This window comes from Nitrosospira sp. TNL200 (assembly GCF_055386305.1).
In genome coordinates this window covers 3,162,304-3,178,487 of sequence record NZ_AP041003.1, presented here as the reverse complement: position 1 = coordinate 3,178,487, position 16,184 = coordinate 3,162,304, and the positions used below count along the sequence as shown (strand labels likewise).

The 16,184-nt window shown below is 56.7% G+C and carries 12 protein-coding genes; 10 read left to right on the top strand and 2 right to left on the bottom strand.

What is annotated here, in order from left to right; translation table 11 throughout:
* Positions 1–86: 86 nt before the first annotated feature.
* From ACZ5CE_RS14365 to ACZ5CE_RS14320, 10 genes are all read left to right on the top strand, one after another.
* Complete coding sequence (locus ACZ5CE_RS14365) at positions 87–1,952, top strand: asparagine synthetase B family protein (protein WP_464575578.1); 1,866 nt, start codon at positions 87–89, stop codon at positions 1,950–1,952.
* Positions 1,953–2,099: 147 nt separating this feature from the next.
* Complete coding sequence (locus ACZ5CE_RS14360; RefSeq protein ID WP_464575577.1) at positions 2,100–2,783, top strand: TVP38/TMEM64 family protein; 684 nt, start codon at positions 2,100–2,102, stop codon at positions 2,781–2,783.
* Positions 2,784–3,242: 459 nt separating this feature from the next.
* Positions 3,243–4,343 (top strand): copper-containing nitrite reductase, encoded by a 1,101-nt coding sequence (gene nirK / locus ACZ5CE_RS14355; RefSeq protein ID WP_464575576.1) that lies wholly within the window; start codon positions 3,243–3,245, stop codon positions 4,341–4,343.
* 438 nt (positions 4,344–4,781) lie between these two features.
* The gene (locus ACZ5CE_RS14350) at positions 4,782–6,506 is read left to right on the top strand and encodes a multiheme c-type cytochrome (protein ID WP_464574883.1); all 1,725 of its coding nucleotides are present in this window, start codon (positions 4,782–4,784) and stop codon (positions 6,504–6,506) included.
* Positions 6,507–6,509: 3 nt separating this feature from the next.
* A complete protein-coding gene (gene haoB / locus ACZ5CE_RS14345; protein WP_464574882.1) occupies positions 6,510–7,613 on the top strand; it encodes a hydroxylamine oxidation protein HaoB in 1,104 nt (367 codons plus the stop codon).
* A 388-nt stretch (positions 7,614–8,001) separates the two neighbouring features.
* The gene (cycA, locus tag ACZ5CE_RS14340) at positions 8,002–8,709 is read left to right on the top strand and encodes a cytochrome c-550 CycA (protein WP_464574881.1); all 708 of its coding nucleotides are present in this window, start codon (positions 8,002–8,004) and stop codon (positions 8,707–8,709) included.
* Positions 8,709–9,305, top strand: a complete 597-nt coding sequence (locus ACZ5CE_RS14335; RefSeq protein ID WP_464574880.1) for a NapC/NirT family cytochrome c — start codon at positions 8,709–8,711, stop codon at positions 9,303–9,305. The genes cycA and ACZ5CE_RS14335 overlap by 1 nt, the downstream gene beginning before the upstream one ends.
* Before the next feature lie 237 nt (positions 9,306–9,542).
* On the top strand, positions 9,543–10,343 hold the full coding sequence (locus ACZ5CE_RS14330; RefSeq protein ID WP_464575575.1) for a hypothetical protein: 801 nt from the start codon (positions 9,543–9,545) through the stop codon (positions 10,341–10,343).
* A 280-nt stretch (positions 10,344–10,623) separates the two neighbouring features.
* Positions 10,624–12,177, top strand: coding sequence for a DEAD/DEAH box helicase (locus tag ACZ5CE_RS14325; RefSeq protein WP_464575574.1), 1,554 nt, complete (start codon positions 10,624–10,626; stop codon positions 12,175–12,177).
* 55 nt (positions 12,178–12,232) lie between these two features.
* Positions 12,233–12,799: a cob(I)yrinic acid a,c-diamide adenosyltransferase gene (locus tag ACZ5CE_RS14320; protein WP_464575573.1), complete on the top strand. Its 567-nt coding sequence runs from the start codon at positions 12,233–12,235 to the stop codon at positions 12,797–12,799.
* 10 nt (positions 12,800–12,809) lie between these two features.
* Here ACZ5CE_RS14320 and lspA read toward each other — a convergent pair whose 3' ends face one another.
* Both lspA and ileS read right to left on the bottom strand, forming a co-directional pair.
* On the bottom strand, positions 12,810–13,301 hold the full coding sequence (lspA, locus tag ACZ5CE_RS14315; protein ID WP_464575572.1) for a signal peptidase II: 492 nt from the start codon (positions 13,299–13,301) through the stop codon (positions 12,810–12,812).
* A 33-nt stretch (positions 13,302–13,334) separates the two neighbouring features.
* A complete protein-coding gene (gene ileS / locus ACZ5CE_RS14310) occupies positions 13,335–16,175 on the bottom strand; it encodes an isoleucine--tRNA ligase (RefSeq protein WP_464575571.1) in 2,841 nt (946 codons plus the stop codon).
* Positions 16,176–16,184 lie beyond the last annotated feature (9 nt).

The window sequence follows — 16,184 nt, the reverse complement described above, 5'->3', positions numbered from 1 at the left end:
GACGCTTTTTTTGCGACGAGTTGTCATTTATTGTCATAAACAAGAATTAGAGTGAAGGTCATGGTTGAAAAAACAGGGAATTTATTTTGAGCGGGCTCTGCGGCTGGATAGGTTACGGGGATTCCGTCTCCGAAAACGGGGAGCTGATAAGGAAAATGGCTGCTCCCCTCGCCCGCTTCGACAAAAGCATTTTTCACGGCTCTGCAGGTAAAAATAGCGGTCTCGCAGTTTCTGCGAGCAGTGACCACGCCCATATTCATCAGGAAGAAGGAGTCTTTGTCGCGATCTGGGGAAAGCCGAGATTTCGCGAGCCTCGGCTGGCTGAGCTTTCCCGCGCCGTGGGATTGGCGAAAGCCCTGGAGGATCAATGGCGCGCAAAAGGCGAGCAGGTTTTTGAAGGCCTGGAAGGCGCTTTCGCATTATGCGTTTTGCGTGAGCGCGACGGTGGCAGCGAAGCGGTCCTGGCGACGGATAGGATGGGCACTTATCCGATTTCCTTCGATGCCGCCGATAAGCGGCTGATCTTTGGCTCGTCCGCCGATTCCATCCTCCTGCATCCAGCGGCCAACGGCCGGGTGTCTTCCCAGAGTCTGTACGACTATATCTATTTTCACATGGTTCCAGGCCCGGGATCGATCTATGAGGGGCAAAAGCGGCTTCTGCCGGGCGAATATCTCATCTATCGAAACGGACGGTCCGAGATACGCAGATACTGGGAAATGCATTTTCTGGAGAATGAGAAACGGCCCTTCCAGGAGCTCAAGCACGATTTTCTTGAGGTGTTGCACTCGAGCGTGCGTGAAGCCGTCGACGGCCAGCAGGTCGGCGCTTTTCTGAGCGGCGGTACGGACAGCTCGACTATCGCAGGTGTGCTGGGAGAGGTCACAGGCCAGCCGGCGCGTACTTACTCCATCGGTTTTGACGCATCCGGCTATGACGAAATGGAGTATGCCCGCATCGCGGCAAGGCACTTCTCCACTCGCCACCAGGAATATTACGTCACTCCTGATGACATCGTGGCCGCCATTCCCCAGGTTGCCGCGGTATTCGACCAGCCTTTCGGCAATTCCTCCGCGATTCCCACGTATTATTGTGCCCGTATGGCTCAGGCCGACGGCCTGAGCAGAATGCTTGGGGGTGATGGCGGAGACGAATTATTCGGTGGCAATGTCCGCTATGCCAAGCAGCATCTGTTTTCGCTATATGAACAAGCCCCTTCGCTCTTGCGAAGCGCGCTTATAGAGCCGCTTGTATTCGGTGTTCCCGGAGGCGGAGCTGTGCCGCTGATCCGCAAGGCGCGCAGCTACATCGAGCAGGCTTCCATTCCCATGCCTGCCCGCACGGAAACATATAATTTGCTGGATCACTATGGCCGTGAGGCCGTCTTCACCCCCGAATTTCTATCTGCCATAAACCTGAATTATCCGGCGAGCCTTCTCGATGAGACCTATCATCAGAACGGAGCTCGCAGCCTGATAAACAAGATGCTGGCCTTTGACAGAAAATTTACTCTTGCAGATAACGACCTGCCTAAAGTAGCCAAAGGTTGCGAATTGGCGGGAATCCAGGCAGTCTTTCCGCTTATCAGCGATGAAGTGGTGGCATTTTCCCTGCGCCTGGAGCCGCAGCTCAAGCTTAAGGGTACCAAGTTGCGTTATTTTTTCAAGGAAGCGCTGCGCGGGTTTCTTCCGGACGAAATCATCGCCAAGCAAAAACATGGCTTCGGGCTGCCTTTCGGAGTATGGTTGCGTCATCATAAGCCTTTGCAGGCGTTGGCCGCGGACAGCCTGAGCGATTTGCGCGCGCGAAATATCATACGCGGAGACTTCATAGAAAAGCTGCTGCGGCATCACCTGGACGAGCATGCGGGATATCACGGAACTATGGTGTGGGTATTGCTGATGCTGGAGCAATGGTTCAAGCAGCGTCAGGATTCCAGAAGCGCTACATAGCCTGCCTAGGCGTCATATCCTCGGCAAGCCCCCCTGCTGACACCGAAAAGAAAACCCGTCATGTGCATGGCATGGCCAACGGTTTGCCATGCTGTGAAAGCTGTTTCATCCTGAATCCGCTCTGTATTTCCTTCCAGAGACTTCCGCATGAAGCACTGGTGGCTGCTCATATTGCTGGTACTCCTGGTTGGCTTGTTTTTTGCGCTTGATCTCGAGCGTTTCCTCAGCCTGGATTCGCTCAAGGGCAGCCGAGACGAGTTGCAGCGCGCTTATGAGGCGCAGCCACTGCGCATGATCGGTTTTTATATGGCCACCTATATTCTGATCGCTGCACTTTCCCTGCCGGGATCAGCGGTCATGACCCTGGCAGGCGGGGCCGTTTTCGGGCTATGGGTCGGGGTTCCCGCCGCACTTTTCTCTGCCAGCATTGGCGCGATCCTGGCTTTCTGGCTGGCACGCTACGTGTTTCGGGATGCGGTGCAACGCCGCTTCGGCGATCGCATGGAAGTGATCAATGCCGGCATCGCGCGCGATGGAGCTATCTATCTTCTCACCTTGCGCCTCGTACCACTGTTTCCTTTTTTCATCATCAACCTGCTGATGGGGTTGACTGCCATTTCAACGGTCACGTTCTTCTGGACGAGTCTCTTCGGCATGCTGGCCGGCACCATGGTTTATGTGAATGCGGGCACTCAACTGGCGACGATTACCAGTATCTCCGATATTCTTTCCCCGGCAGTTATCGGATCGCTCGTCCTGCTTGCCGTATTTCCCTGGATAGCGCGAGGAACCGTGGGTCTGGCCAGAAGGAAGCGCACTGAGAGACGCTGACCAGGCCACGACGTTTTGATCGTAATCTGGTCGTCATAGACGCTGGTGGGCAGGGGTATCGAAAACCCCAAAGTTATCGTGGTTTTTCAATCGACTACATAAACAGATCGCCATGGACAGCATTAAAGTAAAGCTGTATAGTTGGCGGGCCTTTGCTCTGTGGAAGCTTTGTGGAGCATTCGGTTCTGCAAGGCATTCTTTAGGGCATCTCTAAGAATTCGAAATCGAAATCGCTCATCTTTCCTATGTTTTCCTTCCTGTTTCAAGATATGGCGCTGGCATGTCATGCGGCGGTGGGGAAGCGGGTATTGAACGGGATGGAGTGGGGCTGGGTTGATGGGCCGGGGTGAATTTTTAGAGATGCTCTTCAGAAAAGGGTGAGCAGTCGGCCATCGAACGCACGGGCGGATGGAGAGGCGCAGGCTATGCGCTGATGAATAAACATATATGGAGGGAAACATGAATAAAGTTGTTCAAGGGGCGCTCGGATTCGGGTTGCTATGCATGAGCGCGGTACCGGCAGTGGCGGCGACGAACGTATCCAAGTTGCCAGTGGTGACCCAGGAGCTGGTTGCGCCGCCTTTCGTGCCCAAGCACGACCAGGTTGCCAAGGGAGGCCCCAAGATAGTCAAGGTGCGCATGGAAACCATAGAAAAGCTGGTGCAGATTGCGCCGGACGGCACCAAGATGTGGGCCCTGACCTTCAATGGCACGGTACCTGGTCCGCTGATCGTGGTGCACGAGGGTGACTATGTGGAACTGACCCTGGTCAACCCCAAGACCAGCACCATGTCGCACAACGTGGACTTTCATGCATCGACTGGGGCGCTGGGCGGAGCCGGCCTGACCCTGGTGGCCCCGGGCGAGGACGTGGTGCTGCGCTGGAAGGCGGTCAAGGCGGGAGTGTTCGTGTACCACTGCGCTCCTGGCGGGACCATGATTCCGTTCCACGTCATCTCGGGCATGAACGGCGCCGTCATGGTGCTGCCGCGCGATGGCCTGAAGGATGCCAAGGGCAAGCCGGTGCGCTATGACCGTGCCTACTACATCGGCGAGCAGGACCTGTATCTGCCCAAGGGTGCCGATGGCAAGTACAAGACCTATGGCTCCCCAGCCGAGGGCATGCATGAGATGCTTGAACTGTCCAAGGGACTGATCCCCTCCCACGTGGTCTTCAATGGCGCGGTCGGCGCCTTGACCGGAGACAATGCGCTCAAGGCCAAGGTAGGCGAGAAGGTGCTGTTCATCCATAGCCAGGCCAACCGCGATACCCGCCCCCACCTGATTGGCGGCCATGGCGACCTGGTATGGCAAGGGGGTAAATTCAGCGATCCTCCCATACAAGGACAGGAAACCTGGTTCATCCCCGGTGGCGGTTCTGGCGTGGCCCTGTATGACTTCAAGCAGCCGGGACTCTATGTATACCTGAACCACAACCTGATCGATGCAGTGTTGCTGGGTGCTGCGGCCCACATGAACGTCGAGGGCAAATGGAATGACGATCTCATGATACAGCTCAAGAAACCCAACGAAAATTCCACCCCGGCCATGGATCACTAAAATCCACAAGCCTCAATAGCTCTACAACAAAGCGGCTTCAACATGGCGTTGAAGCCGCTTTTTTAAGCGTTGTTTAGCCGATAGCTCCTGTCAGGGCGATATTTGAGAGTGTTTTCCGCAATTTCCGGGCACCCGGCAGCAATTTTGGCAGCAATTTTATTCGTCAACATTCTTGACAGTCTGGGATGGAGAGGATAGGCTAGGCGGCGTTTTGAGGGTGGCCCTTGGAGCATTGGGGGTATAGCTGAAAAAAGGTGTATGTAGAAAGGTCTGTATGGAAAGGTGTATGTAGAAAGGCGTAAAAAGGCGGACCGGATGACGGGAGAGGAATGACGGCTAGGCGGGCATGGGGACAAGTCATGCGGCTGGAAGCGGCCAGGACTGATCATTCGAGTACAGAAGAGTACAAAAAAATTTCATGGAACAAAGGAGAGAGCGATGGGAGCCGAGTATTGGCTGAGGGTATGTAAGGGAGCGGTGGGGATAGGGGTAGGGTTGATGTTGGCGTCGGGAGCGCAGGCGAATTTTCCGAGCGTACCGAAGGAGACCTACAAAGCGCTGAATCTGGAACAGAGCGCATCGCCCAAGCAACTGCACGAAGCGGTGACCAAGCGCTACAAGGACCCTGAGCAAGGAGCGGGGAGAGGGACGCTGGCCAAATACTGGGAGCCGATACCCATGAGCATGTATTTTGACCCGGCCTCCTACTACAAGCCGCCGACCTCCATGAAAGAAGTGGCCGAGCGGCAGGAATGCGTCAAATGCCACACGGACGAATCGCCGATATGGGTGAATGCCTGGAAGAAGAGCACGCACGCCAACCTGGACAAGGTCAGGAACCTAAAGCCCAGCGACCCCACCTACTACAAGAAAGCCAAGCTGGAAGACGTTGAGAAGAACCTGCGCTCCATGGGGCGGCTGGGAGCCAATGAAAAGCTCAAGGAAGTTGGCTGCATCGACTGTCACGTCGACATCAACACCAAGAAGAAAGCCGACCACATGAAGGACCTGCGCATGCCCACGGCGGACGTATGCGGCACCTGCCACCTGCAGGAATTTGCCGAGCGCGAATCCGAGCGCGACACCCTCGTCTGGCCCAACAAGCAATGGCCGCAAGGGCGCCCCTCGCACGCACTGGACTGGAAAGCCAACGTTGAAGTTGCCGTATTTGCCGCCATGCCCCAGCGCGAGATCGCCGAAGGCTGCAGCATGTGCCACACCAACCAGAACAAATGCGACTCCTGCCACACCCGTCACGAATTCTCCGTAGCCGAATCGCGCAAACCCGAAGCGTGCGCCACCTGCCACAGCGGCGTGGACCACAACAACTGGGAAGCGTACTCCATGAGCAAGCACGGCAAGATCGTCTCCATGATGGGCGACAAATGGAACTGGGAAGCGCCGCTCAAGGACGCCTACAGCAAAGGCGGACAGACCGCCCCCACCTGTGCCGGCTGCCACTTTGAATACGAAGGCAAATACAGCCACAACGTCGTGAGGAAGATCCGCTGGGCCAACTACCCGGCTGTTCCTGGCATAGCCGAGAACATCAACAGCGAATGGTCCGAAGCCCGGCTGGACTCCTGGGTCAAGACCTGCACCCAGTGCCACAGCGAGCGTTTTGCCCGCTCCTACCTGGAATTCATGGACAAAGGCACCCTGCACGGCATCGCCAAATTCAAGGAAGCGCACGGTGTAGCCGAGAAGCTCTACAAGGAAGGACTGCTCACCGGACAGAAGACCAACCGGCCGCTGCCGCTGCCGCCTGACAAGGAAATGTTCGCAGGCTTCACCCAGCTCTACTGGTCCAAGGACAACAACCCTGCCGCCATCGAACTCAAGGTGCTGGAAATGGGAGAAAACGACCTGCCCAAGCTGCACGTAGGACTGGCGCACGTCAACCCGGGCGGCTGGACCTACACCGAAGGCTGGGGCCCCATGAACCGCGCCTACGTCGAAGTCATGGACGAGAACACCAAGATCCGTGAAATGGCCGCCCTGCAGGCCCGGGTAGCCAAGATGGAAAAAGGCCGCACCAGCTTCCTCGACCTCGATGGCAACAGCGAGAAGCTCTCCCTGGGCGGCCTGGGCGGGGGCATGCTGCTGGCTGGCACCCTGGCCCTGGCGGGATGGCGCCGGCGCGAAAGAAGCGAGCGCCAGTAAAGCTTGGCCATCTCCACCGGCACCCCCTCCCCGAGCGCTGACCGAAGCACGGCGCGCCCGGGGAACAAACTCCTCCCGTCACTGGGCATCCTCCTGGTGGCGGGAGGCGTGTTTTTGCTTGCCTGGTTTGCCTGGCTCTGGTTCAATCCCCCACCCGCCCCCTACCGCTACCAACTGGTGCAGGAAGGCAATGCCGACACCTTCAGCCAGCTGGGACTGGAAGCCTGGCCCGACCTTGCCATCGCCCAGTACGAAATCCGCACCGAAGGCGTGGACCAGCCTTTAGCCATCCTCCACACCGCGCGCCAGGGCGCCACCCCGCCTGTCATGCTCGACTGGGAAAACCGCACCAGCGAACTGCTCCTGTCCACCGACAGCAAGCTCTCCGAACTCATCACCCTGGCTGCCGCCATCGGCAAGCATGCCCCCAGGGACGCCCTCATCCTCGGCTGGTGGGACACCTCCCGCCAGATCCGCCTCCTGGCCGGGCGCGACACCCTGTTCACCTCCCACCTGGGCGAACCCCTCATCATTCCCGCCCACTGGCAAAACCGCGGCGACAGCATCCGCCAATACGAAGACAGCTTCTGGGGTGGCGCCCCCGACGCGCAACAGCAGCGCCAGTTCCAGCGCTTTGCCGACGCCCTGCTGGCCGCCCCCGAAAAAGGCGCCGCACAGCTGCGCGAGCTCGCGGGTGAACGCGAAGCCTACCTTGTCATCCACGTCACCGACCTCTACAAGCTGGGGCTGTTGCGGCCCCAGCAATTCGACATCACCTACAAGAACTTCCCCATGGAAGGCAACATGCACGGCCTCATCGGCTACCTCAAGAACTGGATGCAGGGCAACGGCTTTCACACCTACACCCTGCAATCCATCTCTGACAAGATGGTGCGCGGCTACTTCCTGCGCGACGACCAGAGCAGCCAGACCCTGATCGCCCAGATGCTGCCCTTCACCGAAACCATGCCCCTGGAACTGACCGCCCTGCAGCTCATCTACCAGCAAGGCGGTTACTGGGTCTACCAGATCCCCGGGGCCAGGCCTGCAGCTGATGCAGCCAGTGCAACCCCTGCAACCCCTGTCCCGGCTGCTCCTGAAAGCTGAACCCCTGGCAAGGTTTGATCCCTGGCAGACCTCCCCTGCTGCAAGATGCGTCCCCATGCAGCACCCCTTGTGCTCGACCGCAAGGCACGTGCTGCCGGGATGACAAGCGGCTTTGGGCTTTGCGCCCGATGCGTTCCTGCGCTGCCCGACCCCGCCATAGAGAGAGCCCCTCATGCCTGGCTACCGGCTTTGGCGGACGCGGTACCATGGTACCAGAAAGAGTGATGGTACTGGTGCTACCCGTTTGGATAAACCAGCGATACAGTATGGGAATAAAGGCAGGAATCCCGAAATGAAATCCCTGTGGGGATTGCTGGATATCCTGATAAGAGACGGATAATTCACGGATACGAACAGATCTTCATTCCCGAATAAAAAAGGAGAAACCATGCGCCCCCTGACATTTGCACTTGCCGCGGCAGCCATGCTGGCGGTATTCGCGGGCAGTGCCACCGCCCAATCATTCGAAGGCCGCAAGAAATGCAGTTCCTGTCACAAGAGCCAGGCGCAATCCTGGGGCGAGACCGCCCACGCCAAGGCCATGGACTCGCTCAAGCCCAACACCAAGGCTGAAGCCAAGAAGAAAGCCAAGCTCGATCCCAAGAAAGACTACACCAAGGACAAGGACTGCGTGGGCTGCCACGTGGACGGCTGGGGCAAGGAAGGCGGCTACACCATCGAGGACCCCAGCAAATTCACCACTGGCGTAGGCTGCGAATCCTGCCACGGCCCCGGCTCCAAGTATCGCGGCATGCACCGCAAGGCGGGGGCGGCGTATGAAAAATCCAAGAAGACCGCCCCGCGCCAGAGCCTGGCCGATGCCGGGCAGGACTTCAAGTTCGAGGAATCCTGCAACGCCTGCCACCTGAACTACAAGGGCTCGCCGTGGAAGGGGGCCAAGGAACCCTACACCCCGTTCACCCCTGAAGTGGACAAGAAATACACCTTCGACTTCGACAAATACGTCAAGGACACCAAGGCCATGCACGAGCACTACAAGCTGGACGGCACCTTCGAGGGCGATCCCAAGTTCAAGTACCATGACGACTTCCAGTCCAAGGCCAAAGTCGGCGAGAAATCGGGCACGGAAGACTGATGGCCGGGGCGCGCACAGGCACCCTGCTTGGGGGTGTATTACTGGGGATCGTCATGGTGGCGGTGGTATTCGGCGGCGAGGCCGCCGTCTCCACCACTGAATTCTGCACCAGCTGCCATTCGATGTCCTATCCGGCCGAAGAGCTCAAGAGCTCCTCCCACTATGGAGCGCTGGGTGCCAATCCCGGGTGCAAGGACTGCCACATCCCGCAGGGGTTCAAGAACTTCCACCTGGCTGTGGCCACGCACGTGGTCGATGGTGCGCGCGAGTTGTACCTGGAATATGCCAACGACTACTCCACCCTGGAGAAATTCAACGAGCGCAGGCTCATCATGGCGCACGATGCGCGCATGAACCTCAAGAAATGGGACAGCAGGACCTGCCGCGAATGCCACAAGAACCCGCAGCCGCCGGGGGGCGATGCCAAGGCGGCGCACAAGAAGATGGAGACCGAGGGGGCAACCTGCATCGACTGCCACCAGAACCTGGTGCACAAGGAAGTGGCCGAGACCGACCTCAATGCCAGCCTCAAGGAAGGCAAAATGGTCCTGAAACCCGAGAAAAAAGATAAGGACGACGAAGAGGAGGAGGAATAGAAGACGGCTCCGTCTTCATCCCCGAAGGCCCAATCTCTCAGGGCCCAATCTCTCAGCTTTGCATGCCGCTGTCCGGCAGCCCGCCGGAACAGCGGTTTTGTCATGTAGGAGGGAAGACCGCCATGGCATCTCGCGATAGCGAAAAAACGCGGTTCGCCATGCCTACCGGCTATCCGTTATAATGTTTCTTTCCTTCTGCCCTTGAAAGCAGGATAAAAGCAGAAAACAAACCAATCGATGCTGCGTCATTTCCCACCCGTCAACGCCACCGCTGCCCACCGATTGCGCGATTACTTTATCGCGTCCCTTACTTTTATTTGTGTCGCCATCAGTCTTAATATAGACGCTAGCGGAAGCCTGGAGCAGCAAAATACCATGGGGCTCATTGCGTGGACATTCCTCGTTGCGTTATTATATGGCGAAAATAAAGAAGTAAGGATGCAGGTAATCATTGCGGTGGCTTTCGCCACGCTCGGCGAGCATTTTGCCTCCATCTACATGGGTGGATATACTTACCGGTTTGGAAACGTCCCAGCCTATGTTCCGCCGGGCCACGGCATGGTTTATCTGACAGCTGTGGCTCTGGCTCGTTCCGGCCTATTTCAAAAATATGCTCGAAGTATCGCTTTTTTTGTCGTGCTGGTATGCGGAACGTGGTCTGCCTGGGGAATCAGCGGTTATCCTGAACAGGGTGATCAGGTCGGCGCGCTACTATTCTGCGTTTTCCTCATTTATCTATTCAAAGGCCGCTCGCCCATGGTTTATCTCGCGGCATTTTTTATCACTACGTGGCTGGAGCTGATAGGAACGGCGGCAGGAACCTGGAAATGGGCAACGATAGAGCCCGTAATGAGTTTGTCCCAGGGAAATCCGCCTAGCGGAGTTGCGGCATGGTACTGTCTCGTCGATGCGGTCGCGATCGGTGGCGCGGCACCGTTATTACGGCTTATGCAAAGAGGCGGCGACTGGATAAGGATCGATAAAATAGACAAAAAGATACACCAGAGAGAGATACATCAGAGAGTCAGAAATGACTAGGCAGCTTGCGAATAGCAATAGTATTACCGGCGTCGAATTAATCCGGAAAGCAGCCCGGCTGCCGAAATCTGAACCACGCTGAACTACAATATGGAACGCTGATTCCAAAAACCACTCTTACCTACTATATAATGTCCGATCATAGTTTGTACAAACGTATGGCTACAGCCGCAGCCGACCGCCATTCTTCTTGCAAATCCCTATTCCTTTCTCGTTAATCAATCAGCTATGCTACCCGGGCCGCTGTCCAATATACCGGTTGGTGGCATAGGGTAAGATCATGTCGTTCGCTCAACTCAATTTATCCACAGAAATTCTCAAAGCCGTTTCCGATCAAGGGTATACCGAGCCTACTCCGATACAGGCCCAGGCAATTCCACCAATACTCGCCGGAAAAGACCTGATGGGCGCTGCGCAAACAGGTACCGGAAAGACGGCCGGCTTCACCTTGCCAATGCTGGGCCGTTTGCAGCCATATGCCAACACGAGCATGTCGCCCGCCCGCCATCCCGTTCGCGCATTGATACTGGTGCCCACCCGTGAACTCGCGGTGCAGGTATATGAAAGTGTCAAAACCTACGGCAAGTATTTAGCTCTCAAATGCACGACCGTGTACGGCGGTGTCGACATGGCGCCACAGGTCAAGGACTTGCGTGCAGGGGTGGAGATTCTTGTGGCAACTCCAGGCCGCCTGCTGGATCATGTCGAGCAGAAAACGATGAGCCTTTCCAAAGTTGAAATATTGGTGCTGGATGAGGCCGACCGGATGCTGGACATGGGGTTTCTGCCTGATATCAAGCGCATCATAGCGATGATACCGCCACAACGGCAAAGCCTCCTGTTTTCCGCCACTTTTTCCGAGGACATCAAAAAACTCGCGAACAAGCTGTTGAAAGAGCCTGCGTTGATCGAGGTCGCGAGGCGCAACTCGATAACTGACCTGATCACCCATGTGGTGTATCAAGTCGCGCGTGATCGCAAGCGCGAGTTGCTGACGCACCTGATCAAATCCCATGATTTGAAGCAGGTTTTGATATTCGTCCGAACCAAGCATGGCGCAAGCCGTCTTGCCCAGCAGCTCGAAAAAGATCATATCAGCGCTACCGCCATCCATGGCGACAAGACGCAACCTCAACGTATCCAGGCACTGACCGATTTCAAGGAAGGCAGGGTACGCGCACTCGTGGCTACCGATGTTGCCGCACGCGGACTGGACATCGAAGATCTTCCGTATGTAGTGAATTTCGAACTGCCGACCACGCCCGAGGACTACATTCATCGTATTGGGCGAACTGGCAGAGCCGGCACGAAAGGAAACGCAATTTCCCTGGCATCAGAGGATGAAGGGGAGTTGCTTGAAGGTATCGAGAGGCTCCTGAAATTCAAGCTGAAAATGGAACGGATCACCGGATTCGAGCAAGAGGCCCCTCCGGATGGCGATGTTTCGCCGAGCAACCGCAGGCGCGGCGAACGCAGCGATGAAGTGCAAGAGTTTAAAAGTCGGCAGGCAAAATCGTCCGCGGAACGAGCTCCCGAGGCACTATCCGGCTCCCGCCGCAGCGAGTCGAAGAGTTACAAGGGTTCAAAGACTTTTTCTGACTCGGGACGGAGGCAGGGCGGGCGATCCAAAATTCCGGAAGACCCTCTCTTCAGCCAGCCTTATATTCCTTCAGGGCCGGTACCGGATAGCGCCACGACGCAGTCGCGGGAAACCGCAGCATCGGCGGCTTCCGCCCATAAGTCACCCGATCACTTACGCAACCAGCAGCAAAGCAAGGGGGTAGCCGCCCTGTTCATGCCACCCGCACGACTCAAGCACGGCAAGGACGCGTAACGATGACAGCGCTATCCATCTCCGGTACTATTTCCCGGAACCCAGGAAAGCATACATGGGAAATCGTCTGACCAGGATCTACACACGCACCGGAGACGACGGTACCACGGGGCTGGGGGATGGGAGCCGGTGCGGAAAGGAAAGCCCGCGCATCGAGGCTATCGGTGCCGTGGACGAGCTGAACAGCAGTATCGGCGTATTGCTTGCCGAGGATCTCGACGATGTGTTGCGCCGACGACTGGAAGATATACAGAACGACTTGTTCGATCTCGGAGGAGACCTTAGCATACCCAGCCGCCTGACCATGAGCGAGCCGCAAGTTGGGCGCCTGGAACAGCAACTGGATGAGTATAACAACAGCCTGAGCGCGTTAAGGGAATTCATACTCCCGGGCGGCGCTCGCCCGGCGGCCCTGTGCCATGCCGCACGGGCGGTGTGTCGCCGTGCAGAACGACGCCTCGTCAGCTTAGGCAGAGACGAAGCGGTACCTTCCACTCACCTGCGATATCTCAACCGTTTATCCGATCTGTTGTTCGTGCTGTGCAGGGTTCTGAATCGGCAACACGGCGTAGCGGATGTATTATGGCGGCCCGGAAAGACCAGGACCAGGGACTCGGCATAAAATTCAGCCGTTACTTTTTTTGCGGTTCGCTTCCCGGTGTAGCCTCGTTCTGGCGAAAGCTCTGCAGTATCAACAGCATCGCTCCAACAAAAATACCGGAATCCGCGACGTTGAAAGCGGGCCAATGATAGGTTCCGATATAAAAATCAAGGAAATCGACTACGTGTCCGAGCGTTATGCGATCCCACAAATTACCCAGCGCCCCGCCCAATATCAGGCTAAGCGCAATACAGAATAATCTATCCGCTTCATGCTTTCGAAGAAGATAAATGATCAGGATGGAAGCCCCGCCGGCGATACCGCTGAAGAACCAGCGTTGCCAGCCCGCGGCATCGCTCAGGAAGCTGAAAGCCGCGCCCGCGTTATACGTCAGCACCAGGTTGAAAAAAGATGTAACCGGAATCTGCTCTCCAAAAGACAGCCCGGATTCCACCCAGCGCTTGGTCACAAAATCCAGCGCCAGCACTGCCAGGGCCAGCATCAAGCTTACCCATAGTTTCATTGCGCTTCGCATGCCGGAATGGGAATGGCGAATTCAGGCATATCTTCGCGCCTCCCCGGCCCCAAAAAGATTGGCAACACAGCGGCCGCACAGGGTGGGATGGCCATGATCCTCGCCCACGTCCTCGCGATAATGCCAGCAACGCTCGCACTTGGGGGATGCGCTCGGCGTCACGCGGATGGTCATATTTTCGCCAGCGCCAGCGCGTGTCACGCATGCCTCCGATGTGACGAGTATCAGCCGCAGGTCGTCTCCCAGCGAATCAAGAAGATCAAGATCGTCGCCAGCAGCGCGTATCTCCACCCTGGCTGCAAGGGAGGATCCAATCTCTCCGGCGGCACGTACCTCTTCCAGCTTTCCTTGCACATCAGAGCGCAGTTCGCGCAGACGGGACCACCGGTGTATCAGCATGTCTTCGTCGTCCTGCGTGGGGAGCGCGTGCCACGTATGCACGAATATGCTGTCATCGCTGTTTCCCTCCAGATGCTGCCATACTTCTTCGGTCGTAAAACTGATGATCGGTGCAAATAACCGCACCAGGCTGTGAGCCAACTGGTAGAGTGCATTCTGCGCCGAGCGGCGGGGAAGGCCTTCAGCAGCGGAGGTATAAAGTCGATCCTTGAGGATATCAAGATAAAAACCGCCGAGATCTTCAGAACAGAAATTATGCAGCCGGTGAACGATCAAGTGAAATTCGTTGCGCTCATAGGCCTGGGTAACATCGTTTTGAAGTGACCGTGTGAACGCCAGTATGTAGCGATCGATTTCAAGCCATTCCTCTATCGCCACGGCATCATGCGCAGGATCGAAATCCGCGAGGTTGGCCAGAAGAAATCGCAGGGTGTTGCGAATGCGCCGATAGCTCTCCACCACCCGCTTCAGGATCTCGTCTGAAATCGAAAGCTCGCCGGAATAATCGGTCGAGGCCACCCATAGACGGAGAATATCCGCTCCGTAGGTATCCATCACCTTTTGCGGCGCGATGACATTCTCCCGGGATTTGCTCATCTTGTGTCCATGCCCATCCACCACGAATCCGTGCGTGAGCAATGCATGGTATGGGGCACGGCCATCAATTGCACAGCCGGTCAGCAGGGATGATTGAAACCAGCCTCGATGCTGGTCCGAGCCTTCCAGATAAAGATCCGCTGGATATTCAAGCCGTGGATCAGATTTGAGAACGGTATCATGCGTTGTACCAGAATCGAACCAGACATCGAGCGTATCCTGAAGCTTTTTATAGCTCGCTGCCTCGCTACCCAGCAGCTCCGATGCATCCAGGCTAAACCATGCTTCGATGCCTTCCTGCTCCACTCGCCGTGCCACTTGTTCCAGGAGGCCCATCGTATCGGGATGAGGTTCGTGGGTTTGTTTGTCAACGAAGAGCGCCATGGGTACTCCCCAGTTGCGCTGGCGGGAAATGCACCAGTCCGGTCGATTTCCCACCATGGCTTCCAGCCGTGCTTTTCCCCATGAAGGAAAAAAGGATGTATTGGCCACTGCGGTCATTGCCGTTTCCCGCAGCGTTTTCCCCATGTCATCCTGCCGTTCAGCTTCCACTACGTTATCCATGGAAATAAACCACTGAGGCGTCGCCCGGAAGATAATCGGCGTCCTGTGCCGCCAGCAATGCGGATAGCTGTGCCGAAGCTGCTCTGCTTTCAGCAACAGTTGCCGTTTCAGGAGCTCCTGCATTACCACATCGTTTGCTTGCCATACCGACAGACCCCCCACCAGCGGGATTCGGGAAAAAAACCGGCCGTCATCGTCCACCGGATTGTCTACCGGCAAACCGTACTTCTGGCCCACGATATAATCATCGACGCCGTGCGCCGGAGCGGTATGGACAGCCCCCGTGCCAGCGTCCATCGTCACATGGGCCCCAAGAATGATAGGGACTTGCCGCTCATAAAGCGGGTGCTGCAGCAGAAGATGCTCCAGTGCCCTGCCCTTTTGCCTCGCTACGATAATGGCTGAATTCACCCCATAGCGCTTCAGCGAGCCCTCCGCCAGGGATTCCGCAAGCAGCAGATATTCGGCGCCTACGTCCATCACTACATAGTCCTCATCCGGATTCAGGCTTACAGCCTGGTTGGCGGGAAGAGTCCACGGCGTGGTGGTCCAGATAACCACCGAAACCGGCTTATTGGCACGGGGCCGGGATGAAGGGGCATCGTCCGGCAAGCCATTGTCCGGCAGGCTCGTTACGCGCTTCCAGAATGAATCAGGATCGACTATTCTGAATTTCACGTCGATCGCGGGCGATGTTCTGTCCTCATATTCCACCTCCGCTTCCGCTAGGGCGGAGCGGCAATCCAGGCACCAATTCACAGGCTTCTGCCCTTGATACAGATAGCCCGCTTGGTAGATTTTTCCCAGCGCGCGAATGATCCCCGCCTCGGTAGCGTAGTTCATGGTCAGGTAAGGATGATCCCAATCGCCGAGCACCCCAAGACGAATGAAATCCGCCTTCTGGCGCTCCACCTGCTGCTGCGCAAAAGCACGGCACAACTTCCGAACCTTATCCGCCGCCAGGTTTTTGCCATGCTTCTTTTCGATCTGGTGTTCTATCGGCAAACCATGGCAATCCCAGCCCGGCACATAAGGGGCGTCGAATCCGGCGAGCGTCCTGGACTTCACGACAATATCCTTGAGGATCTTGTTGACGGCATGGCCGATATGTATATCCCCATTCGCATAGGGTGGTCCATCATGCAGTATGAATCTCGGGCGGCCTTTGCACACCTCGCGGATCTTCTGGTACAGCTTCCTGTCCTGCCATGCCTTGAGCATGAGAGGCTCGCGCCTGGCAAGGTCGCCGCGCATGGGAAAAGGCGTATCAGGAAGATTCAATGTTTTTTTATAGTCGGTCATGGAGAATAA

Bases quoted from the DNA above. Each gene is read 5' to 3' on its own strand.
- ileS (WP_464575571.1), bottom strand. From the start codon at position 16,175: ATGACCGACTATAAAAAAACATTGAATCTTCCTGATACGCCTTTTCCC.
- nirK (WP_464575576.1), top strand. From the start codon at position 3,243: ATGAATAAAGTTGTTCAAGGGGCGCTCGGATTCGGGTTGCTATGCATG.
- ACZ5CE_RS14330 (WP_464575575.1), top strand. From the start codon at position 9,543: ATGCTGCGTCATTTCCCACCCGTCAACGCCACCGCTGCCCACCGATTG.
- ACZ5CE_RS14360 (WP_464575577.1), top strand. From the start codon at position 2,100: ATGAAGCACTGGTGGCTGCTCATATTGCTGGTACTCCTGGTTGGCTTG.
- lspA (WP_464575572.1), bottom strand. From the start codon at position 13,301: ATGAAACTATGGGTAAGCTTGATGCTGGCCCTGGCAGTGCTGGCGCTG.
- ACZ5CE_RS14350 (WP_464574883.1), top strand. From the start codon at position 4,782: ATGGGAGCCGAGTATTGGCTGAGGGTATGTAAGGGAGCGGTGGGGATA.
- cycA (WP_464574881.1), top strand. From the start codon at position 8,002: ATGCGCCCCCTGACATTTGCACTTGCCGCGGCAGCCATGCTGGCGGTA.
- ACZ5CE_RS14335 (WP_464574880.1), top strand. From the start codon at position 8,709: ATGGCCGGGGCGCGCACAGGCACCCTGCTTGGGGGTGTATTACTGGGG.
- ACZ5CE_RS14320 (WP_464575573.1), top strand. From the start codon at position 12,233: ATGGGAAATCGTCTGACCAGGATCTACACACGCACCGGAGACGACGGT.
- ACZ5CE_RS14325 (WP_464575574.1), top strand. From the start codon at position 10,624: ATGTCGTTCGCTCAACTCAATTTATCCACAGAAATTCTCAAAGCCGTT.